15 protein-coding genes are annotated in these 19,538 nt (G+C 65.3%); 12 read left to right on the top strand and 3 right to left on the bottom strand.

The features are described 5' to 3' along the window. Nucleotides 1–5: 5 nt before the first annotated feature. The 12 genes from ASD75_RS11600 to ASD75_RS11545 all read left to right on the top strand — a co-directional run bounded on the left by ASD75_RS11600 (nucleotide 6) and on the right by ASD75_RS11545 (nucleotide 16,712). A complete protein-coding gene (locus tag ASD75_RS11600) occupies nucleotides 6–3,809 on the top strand; it encodes a nitrate reductase subunit alpha (protein ID WP_056745776.1) in 3,804 nt (1,267 codons plus the stop codon). 17 nt (nucleotides 3,810–3,826) lie between these two features. Next, nucleotides 3,827–5,350 carry a nitrate reductase subunit beta gene (gene narH, locus ASD75_RS11595; RefSeq protein ID WP_056745774.1) on the top strand — a complete coding sequence of 508 codons (1,524 nt, stop codon included), beginning with the start codon at nucleotides 3,827–3,829 and terminating at the stop codon, nucleotides 5,348–5,350. Between the two features lie 20 nt (nucleotides 5,351–5,370). Then, complete coding sequence (narJ, locus tag ASD75_RS11590; protein ID WP_056059837.1) at nucleotides 5,371–6,072, top strand: nitrate reductase molybdenum cofactor assembly chaperone; 702 nt, start codon at nucleotides 5,371–5,373, stop codon at nucleotides 6,070–6,072. Further along, the gene (gene narI / locus ASD75_RS11585; RefSeq protein WP_056059835.1) at nucleotides 6,069–6,800 is read left to right on the top strand and encodes a respiratory nitrate reductase subunit gamma; all 732 of its coding nucleotides are present in this window, start codon (nucleotides 6,069–6,071) and stop codon (nucleotides 6,798–6,800) included. The genes narJ and narI overlap by 4 nt, the downstream gene beginning before the upstream one ends. 147 nt (nucleotides 6,801–6,947) lie before the next feature. Beyond that, nucleotides 6,948–7,781 (top strand): peptidylprolyl isomerase, encoded by an 834-nt coding sequence (locus ASD75_RS11580; RefSeq protein ID WP_056745925.1) that lies wholly within the window; start codon nucleotides 6,948–6,950, stop codon nucleotides 7,779–7,781. A gap of 36 nt (nucleotides 7,782–7,817) precedes the next feature. Further along, nucleotides 7,818–8,495, top strand: a complete 678-nt coding sequence (locus ASD75_RS11575) for a carbonic anhydrase (RefSeq protein ID WP_015012284.1) — start codon at nucleotides 7,818–7,820, stop codon at nucleotides 8,493–8,495. Between the two features lie 100 nt (nucleotides 8,496–8,595). Next, a complete protein-coding gene (locus tag ASD75_RS11570) occupies nucleotides 8,596–11,040 on the top strand; it encodes an adenosylcobalamin-dependent ribonucleoside-diphosphate reductase (RefSeq protein WP_056745771.1) in 2,445 nt (814 codons plus the stop codon). Nucleotides 11,041–11,099: 59 nt separating this feature from the next. Further along, the gene (locus tag ASD75_RS11565) at nucleotides 11,100–11,777 is read left to right on the top strand and encodes a nitroreductase (protein ID WP_200947586.1); all 678 of its coding nucleotides are present in this window, start codon (nucleotides 11,100–11,102) and stop codon (nucleotides 11,775–11,777) included. Nucleotides 11,778–11,822: 45 nt separating this feature from the next. Continuing rightward, the gene (locus tag ASD75_RS11560; RefSeq protein WP_056745769.1) at nucleotides 11,823–12,236 is read left to right on the top strand and encodes a hypothetical protein; all 414 of its coding nucleotides are present in this window, start codon (nucleotides 11,823–11,825) and stop codon (nucleotides 12,234–12,236) included. A 125-nt stretch (nucleotides 12,237–12,361) separates the two neighbouring features. Then, complete coding sequence (locus tag ASD75_RS11555) at nucleotides 12,362–12,841, top strand: hemerythrin domain-containing protein (protein ID WP_225581135.1); 480 nt, start codon at nucleotides 12,362–12,364, stop codon at nucleotides 12,839–12,841. Nucleotides 12,842–13,091: 250 nt separating this feature from the next. Continuing rightward, the gene (locus tag ASD75_RS11550) at nucleotides 13,092–14,159 is read left to right on the top strand and encodes an AbrB family transcriptional regulator (protein ID WP_056745765.1); all 1,068 of its coding nucleotides are present in this window, start codon (nucleotides 13,092–13,094) and stop codon (nucleotides 14,157–14,159) included. Between the two features lie 123 nt (nucleotides 14,160–14,282). Further along, entirely contained in the window at nucleotides 14,283–16,712 is a 2,430-nt protein-coding gene (locus tag ASD75_RS11545) for a tetratricopeptide repeat protein (RefSeq protein ID WP_056745763.1), read from the top strand. Nucleotides 16,713–16,764: 52 nt separating this feature from the next. Here ASD75_RS11545 and ASD75_RS11540 read toward each other — a convergent pair whose 3' ends face one another. The 3 genes from ASD75_RS11540 to ASD75_RS11530 form a co-directional block, all read right to left on the bottom strand. Further along, the gene (locus tag ASD75_RS11540) at nucleotides 16,765–17,064 is read right to left on the bottom strand and encodes a DUF3567 domain-containing protein (RefSeq protein ID WP_055392879.1); all 300 of its coding nucleotides are present in this window, start codon (nucleotides 17,062–17,064) and stop codon (nucleotides 16,765–16,767) included. Nucleotides 17,065–17,548: 484 nt separating this feature from the next. Then, the gene (locus ASD75_RS11535; RefSeq protein WP_056745761.1) at nucleotides 17,549–18,700 is read right to left on the bottom strand and encodes a DUF3108 domain-containing protein; all 1,152 of its coding nucleotides are present in this window, start codon (nucleotides 18,698–18,700) and stop codon (nucleotides 17,549–17,551) included. A gap of 34 nt (nucleotides 18,701–18,734) precedes the next feature. Beyond that, on the bottom strand, nucleotides 18,735–19,517 hold the full coding sequence (locus ASD75_RS11530) for an IclR family transcriptional regulator (RefSeq protein ID WP_056745760.1): 783 nt from the start codon (nucleotides 19,515–19,517) through the stop codon (nucleotides 18,735–18,737). Between the last annotated feature and the right edge of the window lie 21 nt (nucleotides 19,518–19,538).

Genomic DNA, 19,538 nt, shown 5'->3' with positions numbered 1-19,538 from the left:
CCCCGATGAGCCATTTCCTCGACCGCCTTTCGTACTTCTCGCAGCCCCGCGAGACCTTTGCCCAGGGCCATGGCGAAACCAATGGTGAAGACCGCACCTGGGAAGACGCCTACCGTGACCGCTGGGCACACGACAAGATCGTGCGCAGCACCCACGGCGTGAACTGCACGGGCTCCTGCTCGTGGAAGATCTACGTCAAGGGCGGCATCGTCACCTGGGAAACCCAGCAGACCGACTACCCCCGCACACGGCCCGACCTGCCCAACCACGAACCCCGTGGCTGTGCACGCGGCGCCAGCTACAGCTGGTACCTGTACAGCGCCAACCGCGTGAAGTACCCCATGGTGCGCGGCCGCCTGCTCAAGCATTGGCGCGCCGCCATCGCCCTGGCCAAGAGCCCGGTGGACGCCTGGGCCAGCATCGTCGAGAACGATGCCTCCAAGCGCGAATGGCAAAAGCAGCGCGGCCTGGGCGGCTTTGTGCGCAGCACCTGGGACGAAGTCAACCAGATGATCGCTGCGGCCAACGTGTACACCATCAAGAAGCACGGCCCGGACCGCATCATCGGCTTCTCGCCCATCCCGGCGATGTCGATGATTTCGTACGCTGCAGGCAGCCGCTACCTCAGCCTGATGGGCGGCGTGTGCATGAGTTTTTACGACTGGTACTGCGACCTGCCTCCCAGCAGCCCGCAGACCTGGGGCGAGCAGACCGACGTGCCCGAGTCGGCCGACTGGTACAACAGCTCGTACATCATTGCCTGGGGCTCCAATGTGCCCCAGACGCGCACGCCGGATGCGCACTTCCTGACCGAGGTGCGCTACAAGGGCACCAAGGTGGTGTCCATCACGCCAGACTACTCCGAAGTCGCCAAGCTGGGCGATCTGTGGATGCATCCCAAGCAGGGCACCGACGCTGCCGTGGCCATGGCCATGGGCCATGTGATCCTGAAGGAGTTCTACTTCAAGGACGGCGGCAAGGGCCGTTCGGCGTACTTCGACGACTATGCGCGCCGCTACACCGACCTGCCGCTCCTGGTGGTGCTGAAGGAAAAGACGCTGCCCGATGGCCGCACGGTGATGGTGCCCGACCGCTATGTGCGCGCCAGCGACTTTCCGAACAAGCTCGACCAGTCCAACAACCCCGACTGGAAGACCGTGGGCTACGACGAACTGGGCCAGGTCACGCTGCCCAATGGCTCCATCGGCTTCCGCTGGGGGGCCGACGGACGTGCCGACCAGGGCCTGTGGAACCTGGAGAACAAGGAAGCGCGCACCGGCAACACCGTCAAGCTCAAGCTCTCGGTGATCGAGGACGGCGCGCAGGCCCATGATGTGGCTGATGTGGCCTTCCCGTACTTCGGCGGCGTGGCAACGCCCAACTTCACGGCCAACGAACAAGGCGGCGATGTGATGGTGCGCCGCGTGCCGGTGTCCCACCTGGAGCTGGCCGGGCACGAAGCCCAGGGCCGCGTGATGGTGGCCACCGTGTTCGACCTGCTGGCGGGCAACTACGGCATTGACCGAGGCCTACCGGGCGAAGAGCCCGGTGGCGGTTACGACGCCGACCGCCCCTACACCCCTGCCTGGCAAGAGGCCATCACCGGCGTGCCGCGCGAGCAGATCATCACCGTGGCGCGCCAGTTTGCCGACAACGCCGACAAGACGCATGGCAAGTCCATGGTGATCATCGGCGCGGCCATGAACCACTGGTACCACAGTGACATGAACTACCGGGGCATCATCAACATGCTGATGCTGTGCGGCTGTATTGGTCAAAGCGGTGGCGGCTGGGCGCACTATGTGGGCCAGGAAAAGCTGCGCCCACAGACGGGCTGGACGGCGTTGGCCTTTGCGCTGGACTGGATCCGCCCACCGCGCCAGATGAACAGCACGAGTTTCTTCTACGCCCACACCGACCAGTGGCGCTACGAGAAGCTGGGCATGGAGGAAATCCTCTCGCCCCTGGCTGACAAGAAGGCCTACCACGGCGCGCAGATCGACTACAACGTGCGCGCCGAGCGCATGGGCTGGCTGCCATCAGCGCCCCAGCTCAAGACCAACCCCATGCAGGTGGCCAAGGATGCCGCTGCAGCGGGTATGGACGCGAAGGATTACGTCGTCAAGTCTCTGAAGGACGGCACGCTCACGATGAGCTGCGAGGACCCGGACCATCCGTCCAACTGGCCGCGCAACATGTTCGTGTGGCGCTCCAACATCCTGGGCTCGTCGGGCAAGGGGCATGAATACTTCCTCAAGCACCTGCTGGGCACCACCCACGGCGTGCAGGGCAAGGACCTGGGCAAAGACGAGGCCAAGCCTGAGGAAGTGCAGTGGCACACCAACGCACCCGAAGGCAAGCTGGACCTGCTGGTCACGCTCGACTTCCGCATGAGCACGACCTGCCTGTATTCGGACATCGTGCTGCCCACGGCCACCTGGTATGAGAAGAACGACCTCAACACCAGCGACATGCACCCCTTCATCCACCCGCTGTCCACGGCGGTGGACCCTGCCTGGCAGGCCAAGAGCGACTGGGAGATCTACAAGGGTTTCGCCAAGGCTGTGAGCGAGGTCAGCGTGGGCCACCTGGGCGTGGAAAAGGACGTGGTGCTTACACCCATCATGCACGACACGGCGGGTGAAATGGCCCAGCCCTACGGCGTGCGCGACTGGAAGCGGGGCGAGTGCGAACTGATCCCCGGCAAGACGGCGCCGCAGGTCACCGTTGTCGAGCGCGACTACCCCAACCTCTACAAGCGCTTCACCGCCCTGGGCCCCTTGATGGACAAGGCAGGCAACGGCGGCAAGGGCATCGGCTGGAACACGCAGACCGAAGTCGGCCAACTGGGCGACCTGAACGGCCGCGTGAAGGAAGAGGGCGTGACGCAGGGCATGCCCCGCATCGTGACCGACATCGACGCCACCGAAGTGGTGATGATGCTGGCGCCCGAAACCAACGGCCACGTGGCCTGCAAGGCCTGGGAAGCCCTGGGCAAGCAGACTGGGCGCGACCATGTGCACCTGGCTCTGCACCGCGAAGACGAGAAGATCCGCTTCCGCGATATCCAGGCGCAGCCGCGCAAGATCATCAGCTCGCCCACCTGGTCTGGCCTGGAAAGCGAAAAGGTCAGCTACAACGCCGGCTACACCAACGTGCACGAGTACATCCCATGGCGCACCCTCACGGGCCGCCAGCAGTTCTACCAAGATCACCCGTGGATGCGTGACTTTGGCGAAGGCTTCGTGAGCTACCGCCCACCCGTGCACCTCAAGACGCTGGAAGAAGTGGAAGGCAAGAAGCCCAACGGCAACCGCGAGATCGCGCTGAATTTCATCACGCCGCACCAGAAGTGGGGCATCCACAGCACGTACAGCGACAACCTGATGATGCTCACGCTCAACCGGGGTGGCTCGGTGGTGTGGCTGAGCGAGGACGACGCCAAGGTCGCTGGCATCGTGGACAACGACTGGGTCGAACTCTTCAACGCCAACGGTGCCATTGCAGCCCGTGCGGTGGTGAGCCAGCGTGTAAACCCCGGCATGGTGATGATGTACCACTCGCAAGAGAAGATCATCAACACCCCAGGCTCCGAGATCACCGGCACCCGTGGCGGTATCCACAACTCGGTCACGCGCATCGTGCTCAAGCCCACCCACATGATTGGCGGCTACGCACAGTACAGCTACGGCTTCAACTACTACGGAACCATCGGCACCAACCGCGACGAGTTCGTGCTAGTGCGCAAGATGGACCGCGTGGACTGGCTCGACGATGAGCCTGTGTCCAGCACCGCAGCCCACGCCTGAAGCCAAGGAGAAACACGATGAAAATTCGCGCACAAATCGGCATGGTGCTGAACCTGGACAAGTGCATTGGTTGCCACACCTGTTCCGTCACCTGCAAGAACGTCTGGACCAGCCGCCCCGGGGTGGAATACGCCTGGTTCAACAACGTCGAGACCAAGCCCGGCATCGGCTACCCCAAGGAATGGGAAAACCAGGACAAGTGGAATGGCGGCTGGGTGCGCAGCCCCGACGGCTCCATCGCACCCCGCCAGGGCGGCAAGTGGAAGCTGCTCATGCGCATCTTCGCCAACCCCAACCTGCCGCAGATCGACGACTACTACGAGCCCTTCACGTTCGACTACGACCACCTGCAGTCCGCGCCTGAAACCAAGGCCGCACCCACGGCCCGCCCGCGCAGCCTGATCACCGGCAAGCGCATGGAGAAGATCGAGTGGGGCCCGAACTGGGAAGAAATCCTGGGCGGCGAGTTCAGCAAGCGCAGCAAGGACAAGAACTTCGACGATGTGCAAAAGGACATCTACGGCCAGTTCGAAAACACCTTCATGATGTACCTGCCGCGCCTGTGCGAGCACTGCCTGAACCCGGCGTGCGTGGCATCGTGCCCCAGCGGCTCGATCTACAAGCGCGAGGAAGATGGCATCGTGCTGATCGACCAGGACAAGTGCCGTGGCTGGCGCATGTGCGTCTCAGGCTGCCCCTACAAGAAGATTTATTACAACTGGCAATCGGGCAAGGCCGAGAAGTGCATCTTCTGCTATCCCCGCATCGAAGCGGGCCAGCCGACCGTGTGCTCGGAAACCTGCGTGGGCCGCATCCGCTACCTGGGTGTGCTGCTGTATGACGCAGACCGCATCCAGGAAGCCGCCAGCGTGGAACGCGACCGCGACCTGTACCAGGCGCAACTCGACATCTTCCTGAATCCGAACGACCCCGATGTCATCAAGCAGGCCCGCATCGACGGCATCCCGGACAGCTGGATGGACGCCGCCCGCAACAGCCCCGTCTACAAGATGGCGGTGGACTGGAAGGTGGCCCTGCCGCTGCACCCCGAGTACCGCACGCTGCCCATGGTCTGGTATGTACCGCCCCTGTCGCCCATCACGGCCGCTGCCAATGCCGGCCATGTGGGCGTGAATGGCGAGATCCCCGACGTGTCGCAGCTGCGCATCCCCGTACAGTACCTGGCCAACCTGCTCACCGCCGGTGACACCGGACCCGTGGTGCGGGCGCTGGAGCGCATGCTGGCCATGCGCACCTACCAGCGCGACAAGCATGTGGAGCAGCGCCAGAACCTGTCGGTGCTCAAGCAGGCGGGCCTGTCGATGGCCGAGGTCGAGGAGATGTACCACGTGATGGCGATTGCCAATTACGAGGACCGCTTCGTCATCCCATCGGCCCACCGCGAGTACGCAGAAAACGCGTTCGACATCCGCGGCGGTTGCGGCTTCTCGTTTGGCAACGGTTGCTCCGACGGCGCCACCGAGACCAGTATGTTTGGTGGCAAGAAGCCGCGGACCATTCCCATCAAAGCGACTGTTTGAGCGACACGGAAGGAATCACCATGTTCAAGAAGAACCCGACCTCCGTGCGCCTGACCCTGCGCGCCCTGGGCTACCTGCTGAGCTACCCCGATGCGCAGCTGCGCAGCGTGATGCCACAGCTCATCGACGCCCTGCAGGCCGAGCAAGCCCTGACGGCCGAGCGCATGGAGGAGTTGAAGGCGGTGTGCGAGCACCTGGCTGCACTCGACCCGCTGGAAGCCGAAGCCCGCTACGTGGACAACTTTGATCGCGGCCGCCAGACCTCGCTGCACCTGTTCGAGCATGTGCACGGCGACTCGCGTGACCGGGGCCCGGCGCTCATCGACCTGTTGCAGACCTACGAGAAGGCAGGCCTGCAGTTCCAGGCCGAGGAGCTGCCCGACCACCTGCCGGTGGTGCTGGAGTTCGCCTCTACCCAGCCGCCCGAAGTGGCCAGGGATTTTCTGGGCGAAATGGCCCACATCCTCAATGCGCTGTTCAGCGCCCTCGTGGCGCGCAACAGTCCCTACGCCAGCGTGATCGCCGCCGTGCTCGAAGTCTCGGGCCAGCGTGTGCAGTCGGTGGCGCTCACGCCCGAGCCGCCCATGGACGAGGTCTGGGCCGAGCCCGAAGCGTTTGGCGGTTGCAGCACCCAGGGCCAGTCCAAGCCCGACCAGCCGCAGCCCCTGCATTTTGTTCGTACCCCCCGCGCCGAGCGGGCACCCGAAGGAGTCTCAGCATGACCACCTGGCTTGACACCCTGCTGTTTGGCATCTATCCGTACATTTGCCTGGCCGTGTTCTTCATCGGCAGCTGGGCGCGGTTTGACCGTGACCAGTACACTTGGAAGAGTGATTCGTCGCAGCTGCTGCGCACCGGCAGCCTGCGCTGGGGCAGCAACCTGTTCCACATCGGCGTGCTGTTCCTGTTCTTCGGCCACACGGTGGGCATGCTCACGCCGCACTTTGTGTACGAGCATTTCATGAGTGCGGGCGCCAAGCAGCTCATGGCCATGGTCTCCGGCGGGATCGCGGGCACGCTGGGCTTCATCGGCCTGTCCATCCTGCTGCACCGCCGCCTGTCGGACCCTCGCATCCGCGCCACGTCCAAGACCAGCGACATCCTGATTCTGGTGCTGCTGTGGCTGCAACTGGCACTGGGCCTGGCCACAATTCCGCTGTCGGCGCAGCATCTGGATGGCTCCATGATGATGAAGCTGGCCGAGTGGGGGCAACGGGTGGTGACCTTCCGCAGTGGCGGGGTGGAGCTGCTGGCCGAGGCGGGCTGGATTTTCAAGGCCCACATGTTCCTGGGCATGAGCATCTTCCTGATCTTCCCCTTCACCCGTCTGGTGCATGTGTGGAGTGGCTTTGGCACGCTGGCCTATGTGCTGCGCCCCTACCAGGTGGTGCGTGCGCGCCGCTTGAACCTGCCCCCAGGCCACATGCAGTCGCAAGACCGCCGCGCCTGAAATCCACCGACTATCAAGGAGCACACCATGAGCGGATGTGGAACCGGGAGCTGCGGATGCGGCTCCACTGACAGCGGCGTGGCGGCAGCACCTGCCAGCACGCTGACCCCGACGCAGGCTGCGGCCTACGAGGCCCTGGTCGCAACGATGGACGATGTGCCTCTGCAAGCCACCCTGGCACCACAAGCCGGCGCCTTGGGGGGCAGGGGCTTGGTGGCAGCCGAGGTGGCACGCGTCAATGGCGTGGCCCTCAATGCCCCGCACGAGTCGCTGGACGAAGAGGCCCTGCGCCAGCGTGCGTGCACCGAGCTGCTGCGTCAGGCGGCGCAACAAGCGGGTCTGCTGCCCGCGAGCGATGTGCTGGGCGTCGAGGGGGCCATCAGCGTCCAGGCCTCCGATGCCATTGAGCAGTTGCTGGAGCGCGAGCTGGACCTCCCTGATCCTTCAGAAGAAGCCTGCCGCCGCTACCACGAGGCCCACCCTGCGGCCCATGCCCAGGGGGAGCGTGCGCAACTGCGCCATGTGCTGTTTGCGGTGACACCGGGCGTGGATGTGAAGCAGCTGCGCCTGCGGGCCGAGGCCTTGCTGATCGAGCTGCGCTGCGCCGACGATGGCGGTGCACAGTTCGCCAAGGCCGCCGCCCAGTGGTCCAACTGCCCCAGTGGTCAGCAGGGCGGTGACCTGGGCTGGCTGACCCGCGCCGAATGCGCCCCCGAGTTCGCGCGCGAGGTGTTTGGCGGCGCCGAGATCGGCGTGCTGGCACGCCTGGTGCACAGCCGCTTTGGTCTGCATGTGGTGGAGGTGGTGGCGCGTGACCCGGGGCAACAGCCCTCGTTCGAAGAGGTGCGCCAAGCCATTGCGCTCACCCTGCGCCAGCAGGCCTGGGTGAATGCGCTGCGCCAATATTTGCAGCTGCTGGCGGGCGCCGCCGTGGTCGAAGGGGTGGCGCTGGACGCGGCCGACACACCGCTCGTACAGTAGTTGCTCCACACACCACCGATATCTGATTGCCTGCCCATGCCCGACGAGTTGCTGGACCGCTTGCGCCGCTTCCATGACGACGCTTTCCCCCAGTATCGCCAGCAGTTCCAGGCGCTGGTGGACGAAGGGCAGCATCCCACCACCTTGTTCATCGGGTGTTCCGACTCCCGCCTGGTGCCCTATCTGCTGACTGGTGCGGGGCCGGGCGAGCTGTTTCTAGTGCGCAATGTGGGGGCGTTCATCCCGCCGTACGACGGGTCGCATGGCCACCATGGCACCACGGCGGCCATCGAGTTTGCTGTGCTCAACCTCCAGGTGCGCCGCATCGTGGTGTGCGGCCACAGTCACTGTGGGGCCATCAAGGCGATGTATGGTGAGGTCTCGCCCGAAGCACCCAACCTGAACCGCTGGCTGGACCTGGGGCGCGAGGCCCTGTTGCCCATGCAGCCGGGTCCCGAGGTATTGCGCCGCACCGAGCAGCGCGCGGTGGTGCTGCAGCTGGAGCGCCTCATGGAGTACCCCATGGTGCGCAGCCGGGTGCAGTCGGGCCAGATCAGCCTGCACGGTTGGCACTATGTGATCGAGGACGGCGAAGTGCATGTGTTCGATGTCCAGACCGGTGGATTTGTGCCCGCTTCGCAGTCGGACCACAGCGGCACCGGCCCCTACCAGCCCTACGTGGAGCATGATGGGCAGGTGCTGGTGGACGAGTGAGCGGCCACTGACTTGCCATGGCGCTGCATTCGGAGTGGAATGAGCGCTCCTTGACGGAACGCAACCCCGTTTCAGCCTGAAACCCAAATCATCGGCCCCCATGAAACGCGAACCCCAGCCCCCACTCAACCCCACCTCGTCCCTGCAGCCCATCAGCCTGGATGTGCTGCGGGAGAAATACCTCAAACCCGGCGAAACCACGGCCGACGAGCTGTACCAGCGCGTGGCACGGGCCCTGGCCTCGGTCGAAAAACCCGAGCTGCGCGCAAAGTACGAGGCCCTGTTCCTCGCCAACCTGAAGGCGGGCGCCATCGGCGCAGGCCGCATCATGAGCGCAGCGGGCACCGACATCCAGGCCACCCTCATCAACTGCTTTGTGCAGCCCGTGGGTGACTGCATCCAGGGCGTGGATGACGAAGGCTTTCCGGGCATCTACGAAGCGCTGCGCGAGGCGGCCGAGACCATGCGCCGTGGCGGGGGCGTGGGCTACGACTTCTCCCGCATCCGCCCCAAGGGCGCACAGGTGAAGGCCACCGCCTCCATGGCATCGGGGCCGTGCAGCTACATGAACGTGTTCGACCAGTCCTGCTCCACCGTGGAGAGCGCTGGCGCACGCCGGGGTGCGCAGATGGGCGTGCTGCGCATCGACCACCCCGATGTGCACGAGTTCATCACCGCCAAGCGCACGCCAGGCCGCTGGAACAATTTCAATGTGTCGGTGGGGGTGTCGGACGAGTTCATCCAGGCCGTGCAGAACAACGCACCGTGGGAGCTGGTGCACAAGGCCCGCCCCGGCACCGCACTGCTGGCCCAGGGCGCTCGCCAGCGCGCCGATGGCCTGTGGGTCTACGCCACCGTGGCCGCGCGCGAGCTGTGGGACACGATCATGAAGTCGGCCTACGACTTTGCCGAGCCTGGCATCCTGTTCCTGGGGCGCATCAACGAAGACAACAACCTGCACTACTGCGAAGACATTGCGGCGACCAACCCCTGCGGAGAGCAGCCGCTGCCGTCCTATGGCTGCTGTGACCTGGGCCCCATCATCCTCACCCGCTTTGTGCGCCACCCCTTTGGTTTTGGCGGTGTGGCCGCGTTTGACTTTGACGCATTCACCCAGGCCGTGGCACTGCAGGTGCGCGCACTCGACAACGTGCTCGATGTGACCTACTGGCCGCTGCCGCAGCAGCGCGACGAGGCCATGGCCAAGCGCCGTATTGGCGTGGGCTTTACCGGCATGGGCAACACGCTGGCCATGCTGTGCCTGCGCTACGACTTGCCCGAGGGTCGCACGATGGCGGCACGCATTGCCGAGTACATGCGCGACGCCGCGTATGCCGCGTCGGTGGATCTGGCGCGCGAGAAAGGTGCGTTTCCAAAGTTCGATGCGCGGGGCTACCTGGCGGAAGGCACGTTTGCGAGCCGGCTGCCCGAATCGCTCAAGGCCGCGATCCACCAGCACGGCATCCGCAACAGCCACCTGTTGTCCATCGCGCCCACGGGCACCGTGAGCCTGGCCTTTGCCGACAATGCCTCCAATGGCATCGAGCCGCCGTTCTCGTGGATGTACAAGCGCAAGAAGCGCGAGTCCGACGGCAGCACCACCGAATACGCGGTGGAAGACCATGCCTGGCGCCTGTACCGCGAGCTGGGCGGGGATGTGGAGGCGTTGCCGGACTACTTCGTCTCGGCCCTGGCCATGCCGGCCGAAGGCCACATCGCCATGATGGAAGCCGTGCAGCCTTTTGTGGACACGGCCATCTCCAAGACCGTGAACATTCCCGCGGACTACCCCTACGAAGGGTTCAAGGACCTGTACCTGCAGGCCTGGCGCGCCAAGCTCAAGGGCCTGGCCACCTACCGGCCCAACAGTATTCTGGGTTCGGTGCTCGAAACCCATGCGGAACCTGCGCCTGCGCCCGCTGCGGCGCCTGTGGCGCCACCCGCACCCCCGGTGGACCCCATGCGCACCGTGATCGAAAGCCGTCCGCAAGGGGGCCTTTCGGCGGTGGCTGAGAAGCTTGAGTACTGGACACAGGAAGGCCACAAGACCCTGTACCTCATCGTGTCCTTCCTGCCCGTGCCAACGGGCGTGGGCAACGGTACGGTGGACCGCGCCATCGAGTTCTTCATGCCGGTGGGCCAGAGCGGCGAGTCGCAGCAGTGGATCACGTCCAGCATGCGCATGCTGTCGCTCGCAGCGCGTGGCGGTTTTCTGGAGCGGGCGCTGTCGGACATGCGCAAGGTCGCCTGGGACCGCGGCCCGGTGCGCCTGGGCACCCACCGCAAGGACGACGGCACGCTGGTGCCCATGTGGCACGACTCCGAAGTGGCGGCCATGGCCTATGCCATCCAGAACATCCTGGCGCGCCGCGTGGCCGACCCGGTGCAGCAGCAACTGCCGCTGGACGAGCCCGCCCCGCTGCCCGTGGCCGTGCCCCAGGCCATGGCGGGCAAGAAGTGCAGCGAATGTGGCGCCCATGCGGTCATCCGCAAGGACGGCTGCGACTACTGCACGCAGTGTGGGCACCTGGGGAGCTGTGGATGAATGGTCGGGTCCCGCATCGGCCTTCCCGGGACACACGGTAAGCATTGGAAGGATTCCCCATGTCTGTCATTCCCTGGCCGTTGAACCCTTCGTCTCGCGCGCAGCCTGCTGCGGCGCGGGCCAGTGCGCCTGACGATGTGGCCGGGCTGGCGGCGGCGTTGATCCAGTCACGCCAGACCATTCTGCCCAAGCGCCTGGGCGGGCCAGGCCCCAATGCGGCCGAGCTGGCGCAGATCCTCCAGGCCGCAGCCCACGCGCCAGACCATGGCCAGCTGCTGCCCTGGCGCTTCATCCTGGTGCCGCAGGCCGCGCGTCCGCCGCTGGCCGATGTGTTTGCGCAGGCCCTGCTGGAGCGCGACTCTGCCGCCACCCCCGAGCAGACCGAGCAGGCACGCGAGAAGGCGTACCGCTCCCCGGTGTTGCTGTTGGCGGTGGTGGATGCCGAGCGGGGCGACGCCGAGATTGATCTGGCCGAGCGCACCGTCTCTGCCGGCTGTGCCGTGCAGAACATGCTGCTGATGGCCACCGCGCAAGGCTACGGTTCGGCACTGACCAGCGGCAAGGCGCTGAAGGCGCCGAGCCTGCGGGCCTTGTTTCAACTGGCGGCCTCCGAGCAGGCCTTGTGTTTCATCAGCATCGGCACCGTGTTGTCGCGCAAGGCGGTGCGCGCACGCCCTGCGGCAGGCGCCTATGTGAGCACACTGGATGCCAAGCGGGGCGTGGTGCCTGGATTTTGAAGCGCGCTGGTGGCTCCCACCTTTCATTGATTGCGAGACCTTTTCATGGATATTTCCAGTTTTGACGACCTGCTGCAGGCTGCGCGCATGCAACCCGAGCCGCAGCGCCTGCTGTTCGTCTTCGCGGCGGTGGAGCTGCCCGACGACGCCACCCCCGCGCAGCGCGCGCGCTTCGAGGCCGGGCAGGGCGGTGCCCTGGTGCCTCTGATGTGTGTGGACAAGACGCCGCAGGAACTGGCATCGTTCGACGCACTGGCGACCGAGGCCCGCCAGTTCACCGCCCCGGGCCACGACTGGGCCATCGTGTTTGCGGCGGCGATGTCCGGCACGCTGAACCAGGCGCCCAGCAGCGCCGATGCCGAGACGCCCTTGCAGCGCATGGTGGATGCGATCAAGGGTGGGGCGCATGGGGCGTTCATTCCGTTTGACCGCCAGGGCCACCCTGTGCGGTTTGGCTGAGGCCTGCCATGGCACAGGCGTCCGTACCTGCGTCCGCATCCGCATCCGCACCCGTATCTGCTGCCGCGCCAAGGCATCTGCCCGGCTTCAGCGCACCGGCCGTGGGCTTTGAGCAGCCTTTTGCCATGCTGGAGGCCTGCCACGAGCGCGTGCAACGCACGCTGGGTTTGCTGGGCCGCTTGCGTGAGCATGTGCGAAAGCAGGGCGTTGACAACGATGCCCGCCAGGCCGCGCGGGATGTGCTGCGTTATTTCGACATCGCCGCACCGCTGCACCACCAGGACGAAGAACTGCATGTGTTCCCCCTGCTGCTCGCCCAGGCCACGCCCGAGGTCCGGGCGCTGGTCACGCGCCTGCAGCACGACCACGTGGCCATGACCACCGACTGGGCAGCGGCCCGGCCCGGGCTGCAAGCGTTGCTGGATGAAAGCGCCACCGGCTTCACGCCCCAGGACGAGGCCGCGCTGGACCGTTTTGCCATGCGGTACGACGCCCACATCGCCGCCGAAGAAGGCGTGGCCTACCCTGCTGCTGCCGCTTTGCTGCCGCCCGCGTCCTTTGCGGCGATGGGGCAGGAGATGGCTGCGCGGCGGGGTGCGATCTGATTGCTATCAAAAATATAGCTTCAAGCGCATATTCGACTAGCGCAAGAGGCCGCTAGGGCTGAAATTTGGCGCCTGCTGCCCCCAGGGACTGCTTGGCGCCCGGTGCCAAGCGGCCGTTGCCCGGTGGCGATGCCAGCCGTTCCGTCTGGGCAGCGCCTTGGCGGCTGCAGGGGCGGTGGCTCGCGCGATACTGCGGGGTTGCGCGCGCGCCCCGCCGCGCCTGTTTGCTTGCCTGCCTGCCGTTTCCCGTATGCGCCCCCTCTTTATTGTTCGCACCCTGGCCACCCTGGCCTTGGCGTGGGCCGCTGCCGCCGCCTGTGTGGCCCTGCAGACCCCGCTGCCCTGGATGATCGGCCCACTGCTGGCCACTTCTGTCGTGTCGATGGCCGGCGGCCCCACCGAAAGCTGGGGCCCGCTGCGCAACGCCGGGCAATGGACCATTGGCGCCGCGCTGGGCCTGTATTTCACGCCCCAGGTGGTCGCTCTGATCGGCGGCCTGTGGTGGGCCATCGTGCTGGGCATTGCGTGGGCGCTGTTCCTGGGCTGGCTGTTTGGTGCGTGGCTTTACCGCGTGCATGCGCCCCGCATGCACGGTGTTCCTGCACCGATGCTGCGCGCCACCAGCTACTTTGCGGGCGCGATTGGAGCGGCGTCCGAGATGACCTTGTTGTCCGAGCGCGAAAACGCACGCACTGACCTGGTGGCCGCCAGCCACAGCCTGCGGCTGCTGATCGTTACGGTGACCATTCCGTTCGCGCTGCAGTTCAGCGGCCTGCACGGCCTCGATATCCTGCCGCCCACGCTGCGGGTGGTGAACTGGTCGGGGCTGGCGCTGATGGCGCTGCTGACCGGTGCAGGGGCGCTGCTGATGGACCGGCTGGGCCGCGCCAACCCGTGGTTCATGGGGGCGATGCTGGTGTCCATGGGCCTGACCATGGCGGGCCAGAGCCTGTCGGCGGTGCCCCAGGGCATGGTCAACGCAGCGCAGCTCGTGATCGGGGTGAGCCTGGGCGTGCGGTTTCGCGCGGAGTTCTTGCACACTGCGCCGCGTTGGCTGGCGTCGGTGGCGCTGGGCACGGTGGCGCTGATGGGCGTGTGTGCACTGTTTGCCGGCGCCTTGGCCTGGGCGACGGGGCTGCCCTGGGTCACCTTGCTGCTGGGCACTTCGCCCGGCGGCATCACCGAGATGGCCATCACGGCCAAGGTGCTGCAGCTGGGGGTGCCCGTGGTGACGGCGTTCCAGGTGTGCCGGCTGATTGCGGTGCTGATGCTGGTGGACCCGCTGTACCGAAAAATTTACCCGCCTCCCGGGACCTGATGCCTCGCAGCGGCCGATTGTGGTGGGTGGGGCCACGGCCTCCCGCACAATCAGGGTCCATGGCGATGCGTTCGCCCATACAACCATCTTGCGCGCGGCCCTGGACGGCTGCATATCCTGAACATGAGCATCAAGTACAACTTGGGCGGCCGCCCTCCACAGAGTCTTCAGACCCAGCAATCGGCATTGTTCGAACAGGCCCTGCGTTTGCACCAGCAGGGGCAGTTGGCACAAGCCAATCAAATTTACAACGCCATCCTGCAGGCCAATTCGCGCCATTTTGGCGCCTTGCACATGCTCGGCGTTCTGGCGTACCAGACGGGGCACCACCAGGCTGCATGTGACTTGATGGCGCAAGCGATTGCACAGCAGCCAAAGGACCCCGCGCCCCATGTCAATCGCGGGCTTGCCTTGGGTGCATTGGGACTGCGCGAGGAGGCGCTGGCGCATTTTGATCGTGCCATTGCCCTGCGCGCTGATTTCGCCGAGGCCCATGTCAACCGCGGAAAGACACTGGTGGAGTTGGGGCGGGTTCCAGAGGCCCTCCAGAGTTACGATCTGGCCATCGCAACCCAACCCCGCATGGCAGCCGCCCACAACAACAAGGGAACCGCGCTTCGGACGCTGGAACGGTTGGATGAGGCCTTGGAGTGCTACCAGCGGGCGTGTGCGTTGGATGGCAACTATGTTGATGCGCTGCTGAACATGGCAACGCTGCACGCGGCACTTGGCCAGGCAGATGAGGCGCTGGCTGGCTTCGACCAGTTGCTCGCGCTGCAACCTCAACACGCCCAAGCCCACAACGGCAAGGGCGCGATCCTGGCCCAGAAGGAGCAGTGGGCGTTGGCGGTACCGCACTTCCAGGCCGCCATTCAGTCGGACGAGAAGCTGGTGTCAGCACACAAGAATCTGGGGCAGGCATTGCATGCGCTGGCCCAGTATGCCCAGGCCGTGCCTGTATTGCGAAAGGCTGCAGAGCTGCAACCCGATGACCTGGACATCCTGGCCTTGCTGGCCGTCGCGCAGACCGATGCAGGGCAGTTTGCCGACGCGCTTGGCACATACGACTTGGCCATCTGGATGGCCCCGGACAGGCCTGGCTTGTACTTCAACCGCGCGGGTCTCCACGTACGATTTAACAGACATGCGCAGGCGCTGGCAGACTTCATGGCGGCGTCCGATATGCAGCCGGACAACCAGCATTTGTTCGGCTGGATTGCGAACAGCCGTGTTCACGCGTGCGACTGGAGCGGGCTGTCTGCCGATTTGAAGCGCTGCGAAGAAAGTATTCGTGCTGGGGAAAACAATGTGCCGCCTTTTGTGGCGTTGTCGTTGTTTGACTCCCCCGCATTGCAGATGCAGGCTGCTATCAATCGCGTAGCGGCAGACTTCCCGGAAAACCATTCTCTGGGCGCCATTTTTCAACGTGCGCCCTCTCAAAAAATCCGCGTGGGCTACTATTCCGCAGATTTTTACGGCCATGCGACTGCATTCCTCATGGCGGAGCTTTTTGAAAAGCACGACCGGCAGCGTTTTGAGTGGTTCGCGTTTTCCTACGGGCCGAATGTCCAGGACTCAATGCGAGAACGCCTGGCCGCCAGCTTCGATCACTTTATCGACGTGCGTGAGCACAGAGACATTGATGTTGCCCGCATGTCCAGAGAGTTGGGCATAGATATCGCCGTCGATCTGAAGGGCTTCACAACAGACCAGCGCTTTGGAATTTTTTCCCATCGCTGTGCTCCCGTGCAGGTCAGTTACCTGGGATATCCGGGAACGACAGGGGCGCCTTATATGGACTACGTCGTGGCCGACAGGGTGGTCATTCCGGAAAAGGAGAGAGAGTTCTTTACCGAGAAGGTGGTGTACCTGCCGCACAGCTACCAGGTCAATGACGCGAAGCGCAGAATCAGTGACAGGGTGTTCACGCGTGAGGAACTGGGGCTTCCAAGCAGTGGTTTCGTATTTTGTTGCTTCAACAACAATTACAAGATTCGTCCCCCGGTTTTCGACAGCTGGATGCGCATCCTGCAAGCGGTGCCGGGCAGTGTCTTGTGGCTCTTCGAAGGCAATGCCAGCGTCATGGACAACCTGCGCGCTGAGGCGCAGTCCAGAGGCGTCGCCGGTGATCGCCTGGTGTTTGCGCCGCGCATGCCGTTGTACGATCACTTGGCGCGGCACCGCTTGGCCGACCTGTTCCTTGATACCTTGCCGTACAACGCCCACACCACTGCGAGTGACGCGCTCTGGGCAGACCTGCCAGTCCTGACGCGGGCAGGCCAATCGTTCGCCGCGCGAGTGGCCGCCAGTCTGCTGCAGGCGGTAGGAATGCCGGAGTTGGTGACCCACACTGCAGAGGAATATGAAGCGCTCGCCATTGCGCTGGCACAGGACCCTGTCCGGTTGCAGGCGCTGCGCGACAAACTGGATGCGGAAAAAAACCAAGCCCCGCTATTCAACGCAAAACAGTTTGCGAGCGACATTGAGGCGGCGTATCTGGCAATGCACGCGCGTTGTGTGCAAGGCCTGCGTCCCGATCACATCGAGATTTGAGTGGCTGGTAGCCGCCCCCGAGCGACGGGGGCGGGACTCGATGCTCCAGCTTTCAGTGCACCACCACCGGGTTCTGCGCCAGGCCCGCGTAGCGGTCCAGTGCGTCTTCCACTTCTTCCTGGGTGGGCGTGTCGCGCTGCCAGGCCAGGATCTGTTCCTGGAACATCTCGGCCCAGGAACCGTCCAGGTAGACCTCTTTGCCGGAGCGCTTGTCCACGATTTCAAAACCATGGCGTGCAAGCTGGGGAACGGCGGGGGCGGTGTCGTTGAGCACCTGGGCGCTCTTTTTCTCCACGGCATCGGGCAGCATATGGACCACCACGAAGGATTCTGAGTCGTAGAGCATGTGCATCGTGTTCCCCTTGTCGATATAGATGTCAGATGACAGCGGGTGCGCAGAGTTCAAGGGCCTTAGAACCTGTTCAAAGTCTTTTTGGAGATTGCATTGGAGTGCAATCGGGATGAGTGGAAGCTTCGGATGCGCCGCACGGGCTCGTGCCCATGCAAGCAGCCGGGGCGTTCAATCGCCCGATTTCACTCCAACCCTTCGGGCAAGTGCCTTGCCGGGCGGTCTGCGGCGTTGCGGCGCTTGCCGATAGCATGGGCTATCGGCCGCGCACGGCGCCTTGCATCCCATCCCGGTAAGGTACTTGTGCAACTCCAAAAAGACTTTGAACAGGTTCTTAGGTAAACCACGGCTTTAGTCCCCTGCTGCGTTGCAGTATTTCATGAAAAACGGAGCACGCCGGGTTCGCGGGGGTTTTTTGCCCGGATGGCGTATGGGCGCAACACTCCGTGCGGCGCGAGCCATCGGAGGCAGTGCTTTGAACAGGTTCTCAGGGTGGGCTGCTGGCGCGCAGCAGCAGGTCGGCGAAATCGCCGTTGGCCTGGGTGAGCTTGATGCGCACGGGCAGATAACCCAGCCCCGGCGCCACCCAGAGTTCGGCCTTCTGGTCGTAGTCCTTGCGGGGCAGGCGCAGCAGCTTGAGGGCAGGCGTGGGCCCGGCGGGCAGGTCCAGGGTTTCGGGGCCTTCCACGGTGAAGGTCCAGCGGTCGGCGCTGCGGGCGCTCACCGTGGTCAGCGTGATCTGGGTGCCAGGCACAAACCGGCCCGGGTCTGCGGCCAGCATCGCGCCCAGCTGGATGAACAGGCTCAGCCGGTCCTGCACGCCGGGGCCTGCCACGGCATCGGGCGTGTTGGCGCTGAAGGTGACGCGGCCCTTGTCGTAGTCAAAATGCGCGGCCTGCTCGCTGCGGGATTTGTCGGAGAACTTCTCGGGCAGCAGTCCTTGCTCCGTGACCGTGCCCACGCTGCGCTGCGTGCGGGTGCCTACCAGAAAGGCGCTGATCTCCTGGCGCGCCTCGTAGCGGTTGCCGACCTGCTGCCACAGCAGCTCGGCCCGGGCGCTGTAGGCGAATTTTTTGGCCTGGCCGCTCACATCAAACGCGAGGCGCGTGGGGGCAGGCATGCGCACGGGCGGCGGCGGGGCGCCGGCACTGCGGCCGGTGCCTCCGGGCGGGCGGATGTCCACGCCCGTGCCGGGCTGGGCGTCTTCAGCCGTGGGCTCTGGGGGGGCGGCCGGTGCCGATGCCGCAGGCGCGGGCGCCGGGGCGGCGTCGTTGGCAGGCGTGTCAGAGGTTGCGCTGGCCACGGGGGTTGTGGCACCAGGGTCCGCAGGCGCGCCGGCTTCTGTGACAGGGGCGGCCGCCAGTGGCGCCTCGGGACGGTCTGCGGCGACAGGGGCTGGGGGGCGCTTGGGGGAGGGCGCCTTTTTACGGGCCGGGGGCTGCGGTGCGGCAACGGGGACGGCGGTCACGCCGGAGGGCGCAACGGCTGGTGGGGGCGGTGCGGGCGCGATGCTGCGCGTGCTGAACACCTGGCTGGACGGCTGTGCAGGGCTGTCCCAGGCCAGGGGCACGCCGCTGAGCACCAGCCAGTGCAGGGCCAGCACCAGGGCCGTGATGAAAACCAGCGCGCGCCGTGGCATCTGCTCGCTGCTTGTGTGTGCGGGTACGGGGCCGTCAGGCGCTGCCTGCGCCCAGGTCGCTGGACAGCTGGGCTGCGGCCGCGCGCAGCGGTGCATCAATGGCGCCGCCCCATTCGGGGTCAAAGGTGGCGATGGATCCCAGCGTGGTGATGCCCAGCTCCAGGTGACCGTCGGCATCGAAAACCGGCGCGCAGAAGGCGACGATGCCCGGCAGCAGCGTGTCCACCACGCGGGCGGCGCCGCGCTCGCGCACCTCGGCCAGCAGTGCGTTCACTTCGGCCATGGTGGCGGGCAGGTCGGTGCGGCGCATCTTCACGGCGCGGGCCAGCTCCTCTTTGAGCAGCGGCGCCACCACCTCGGGCGACATGAAGGCCGCAAAACACCGGCCCGTGGCCGACGACAGCAGCGGCATCACGTCGCCCAGGCGCAGGTTGGCGGTGACGGCCTGGGGCGATTCCTCCCAGTGCACGATGGTGGGGCCGTGGTTGCCCCACACGGCCAGCGCCAGCGTGTGGCCGATGGTTTCCATGAGCGCGGGCATGCGTTCGCGGGCCAGGCGCGCGCCATCGAGCCGCGTCAGCGAGGCCAGCCCCAGCTTGAGTGCGGCCGGGCCCAAGTCATAGCGCGCGGTGCGGGGGTCTTGCGTGACCAGGCCCAGGCGCTGAAAGCTCACCAGATACCGGTGCGCCTTGGCCGCGCTCATGCCCGCCGAGGCGGCCACATCCTTGAGCATCAGCGGTCCGCGCGAGCGCGTCAGCCCCTCCAGCAGGGCAAAACCCACCTCGACCGATTGAATTCCTGCACGTTCTTTGTCCATGTGCACTAAAATTTGCGAGTT

The organism is Acidovorax sp. Root568, from assembly GCF_001427445.1.
GTDB lineage: Bacteria > Pseudomonadota > Gammaproteobacteria > Burkholderiales > Burkholderiaceae_C > Acidovorax > Acidovorax delafieldii.
Note: the sequence above shows the minus strand (reverse complement) of the source record. Positions and strands in the feature narration are given on the sequence as shown.

What these genes read in the sequence shown, in the direction of transcription:
- ASD75_RS11600 (WP_056745776.1), top strand. Translation starts at nt 6, where the DNA reads ATGAGCCATTTCCTCGACCGCCTTTCGTACTTCTCGCAGCCCCGCGAG.
- narH (WP_056745774.1), top strand. Translation starts at nt 3,827, where the DNA reads ATGAAAATTCGCGCACAAATCGGCATGGTGCTGAACCTGGACAAGTGC.
- narJ (WP_056059837.1), top strand. Translation starts at nt 5,371, where the DNA reads ATGTTCAAGAAGAACCCGACCTCCGTGCGCCTGACCCTGCGCGCCCTG.
- narI (WP_056059835.1), top strand. Translation starts at nt 6,069, where the DNA reads ATGACCACCTGGCTTGACACCCTGCTGTTTGGCATCTATCCGTACATT.
- ASD75_RS11580 (WP_056745925.1), top strand. Translation starts at nt 6,948, where the DNA reads ATGGACGATGTGCCTCTGCAAGCCACCCTGGCACCACAAGCCGGCGCC.
- ASD75_RS11575 (WP_015012284.1), top strand. Translation starts at nt 7,818, where the DNA reads ATGCCCGACGAGTTGCTGGACCGCTTGCGCCGCTTCCATGACGACGCT.
- ASD75_RS11570 (WP_056745771.1), top strand. Translation starts at nt 8,596, where the DNA reads ATGAAACGCGAACCCCAGCCCCCACTCAACCCCACCTCGTCCCTGCAG.
- ASD75_RS11565 (WP_200947586.1), top strand. Translation starts at nt 11,100, where the DNA reads ATGTCTGTCATTCCCTGGCCGTTGAACCCTTCGTCTCGCGCGCAGCCT.
- ASD75_RS11560 (WP_056745769.1), top strand. Translation starts at nt 11,823, where the DNA reads ATGGATATTTCCAGTTTTGACGACCTGCTGCAGGCTGCGCGCATGCAA.
- ASD75_RS11555 (WP_225581135.1), top strand. Translation starts at nt 12,362, where the DNA reads ATGCTGGAGGCCTGCCACGAGCGCGTGCAACGCACGCTGGGTTTGCTG.
- ASD75_RS11550 (WP_056745765.1), top strand. Translation starts at nt 13,092, where the DNA reads ATGCGCCCCCTCTTTATTGTTCGCACCCTGGCCACCCTGGCCTTGGCG.
- ASD75_RS11545 (WP_056745763.1), top strand. Translation starts at nt 14,283, where the DNA reads ATGAGCATCAAGTACAACTTGGGCGGCCGCCCTCCACAGAGTCTTCAG.
- ASD75_RS11540 (WP_055392879.1), bottom strand. Translation starts at nt 17,064, where the DNA reads ATGCACATGCTCTACGACTCAGAATCCTTCGTGGTGGTCCATATGCTG.
- ASD75_RS11535 (WP_056745761.1), bottom strand. Translation starts at nt 18,700, where the DNA reads ATGCCACGGCGCGCGCTGGTTTTCATCACGGCCCTGGTGCTGGCCCTG.
- ASD75_RS11530 (WP_056745760.1), bottom strand. Translation starts at nt 19,517, where the DNA reads ATGGACAAAGAACGTGCAGGAATTCAATCGGTCGAGGTGGGTTTTGCC.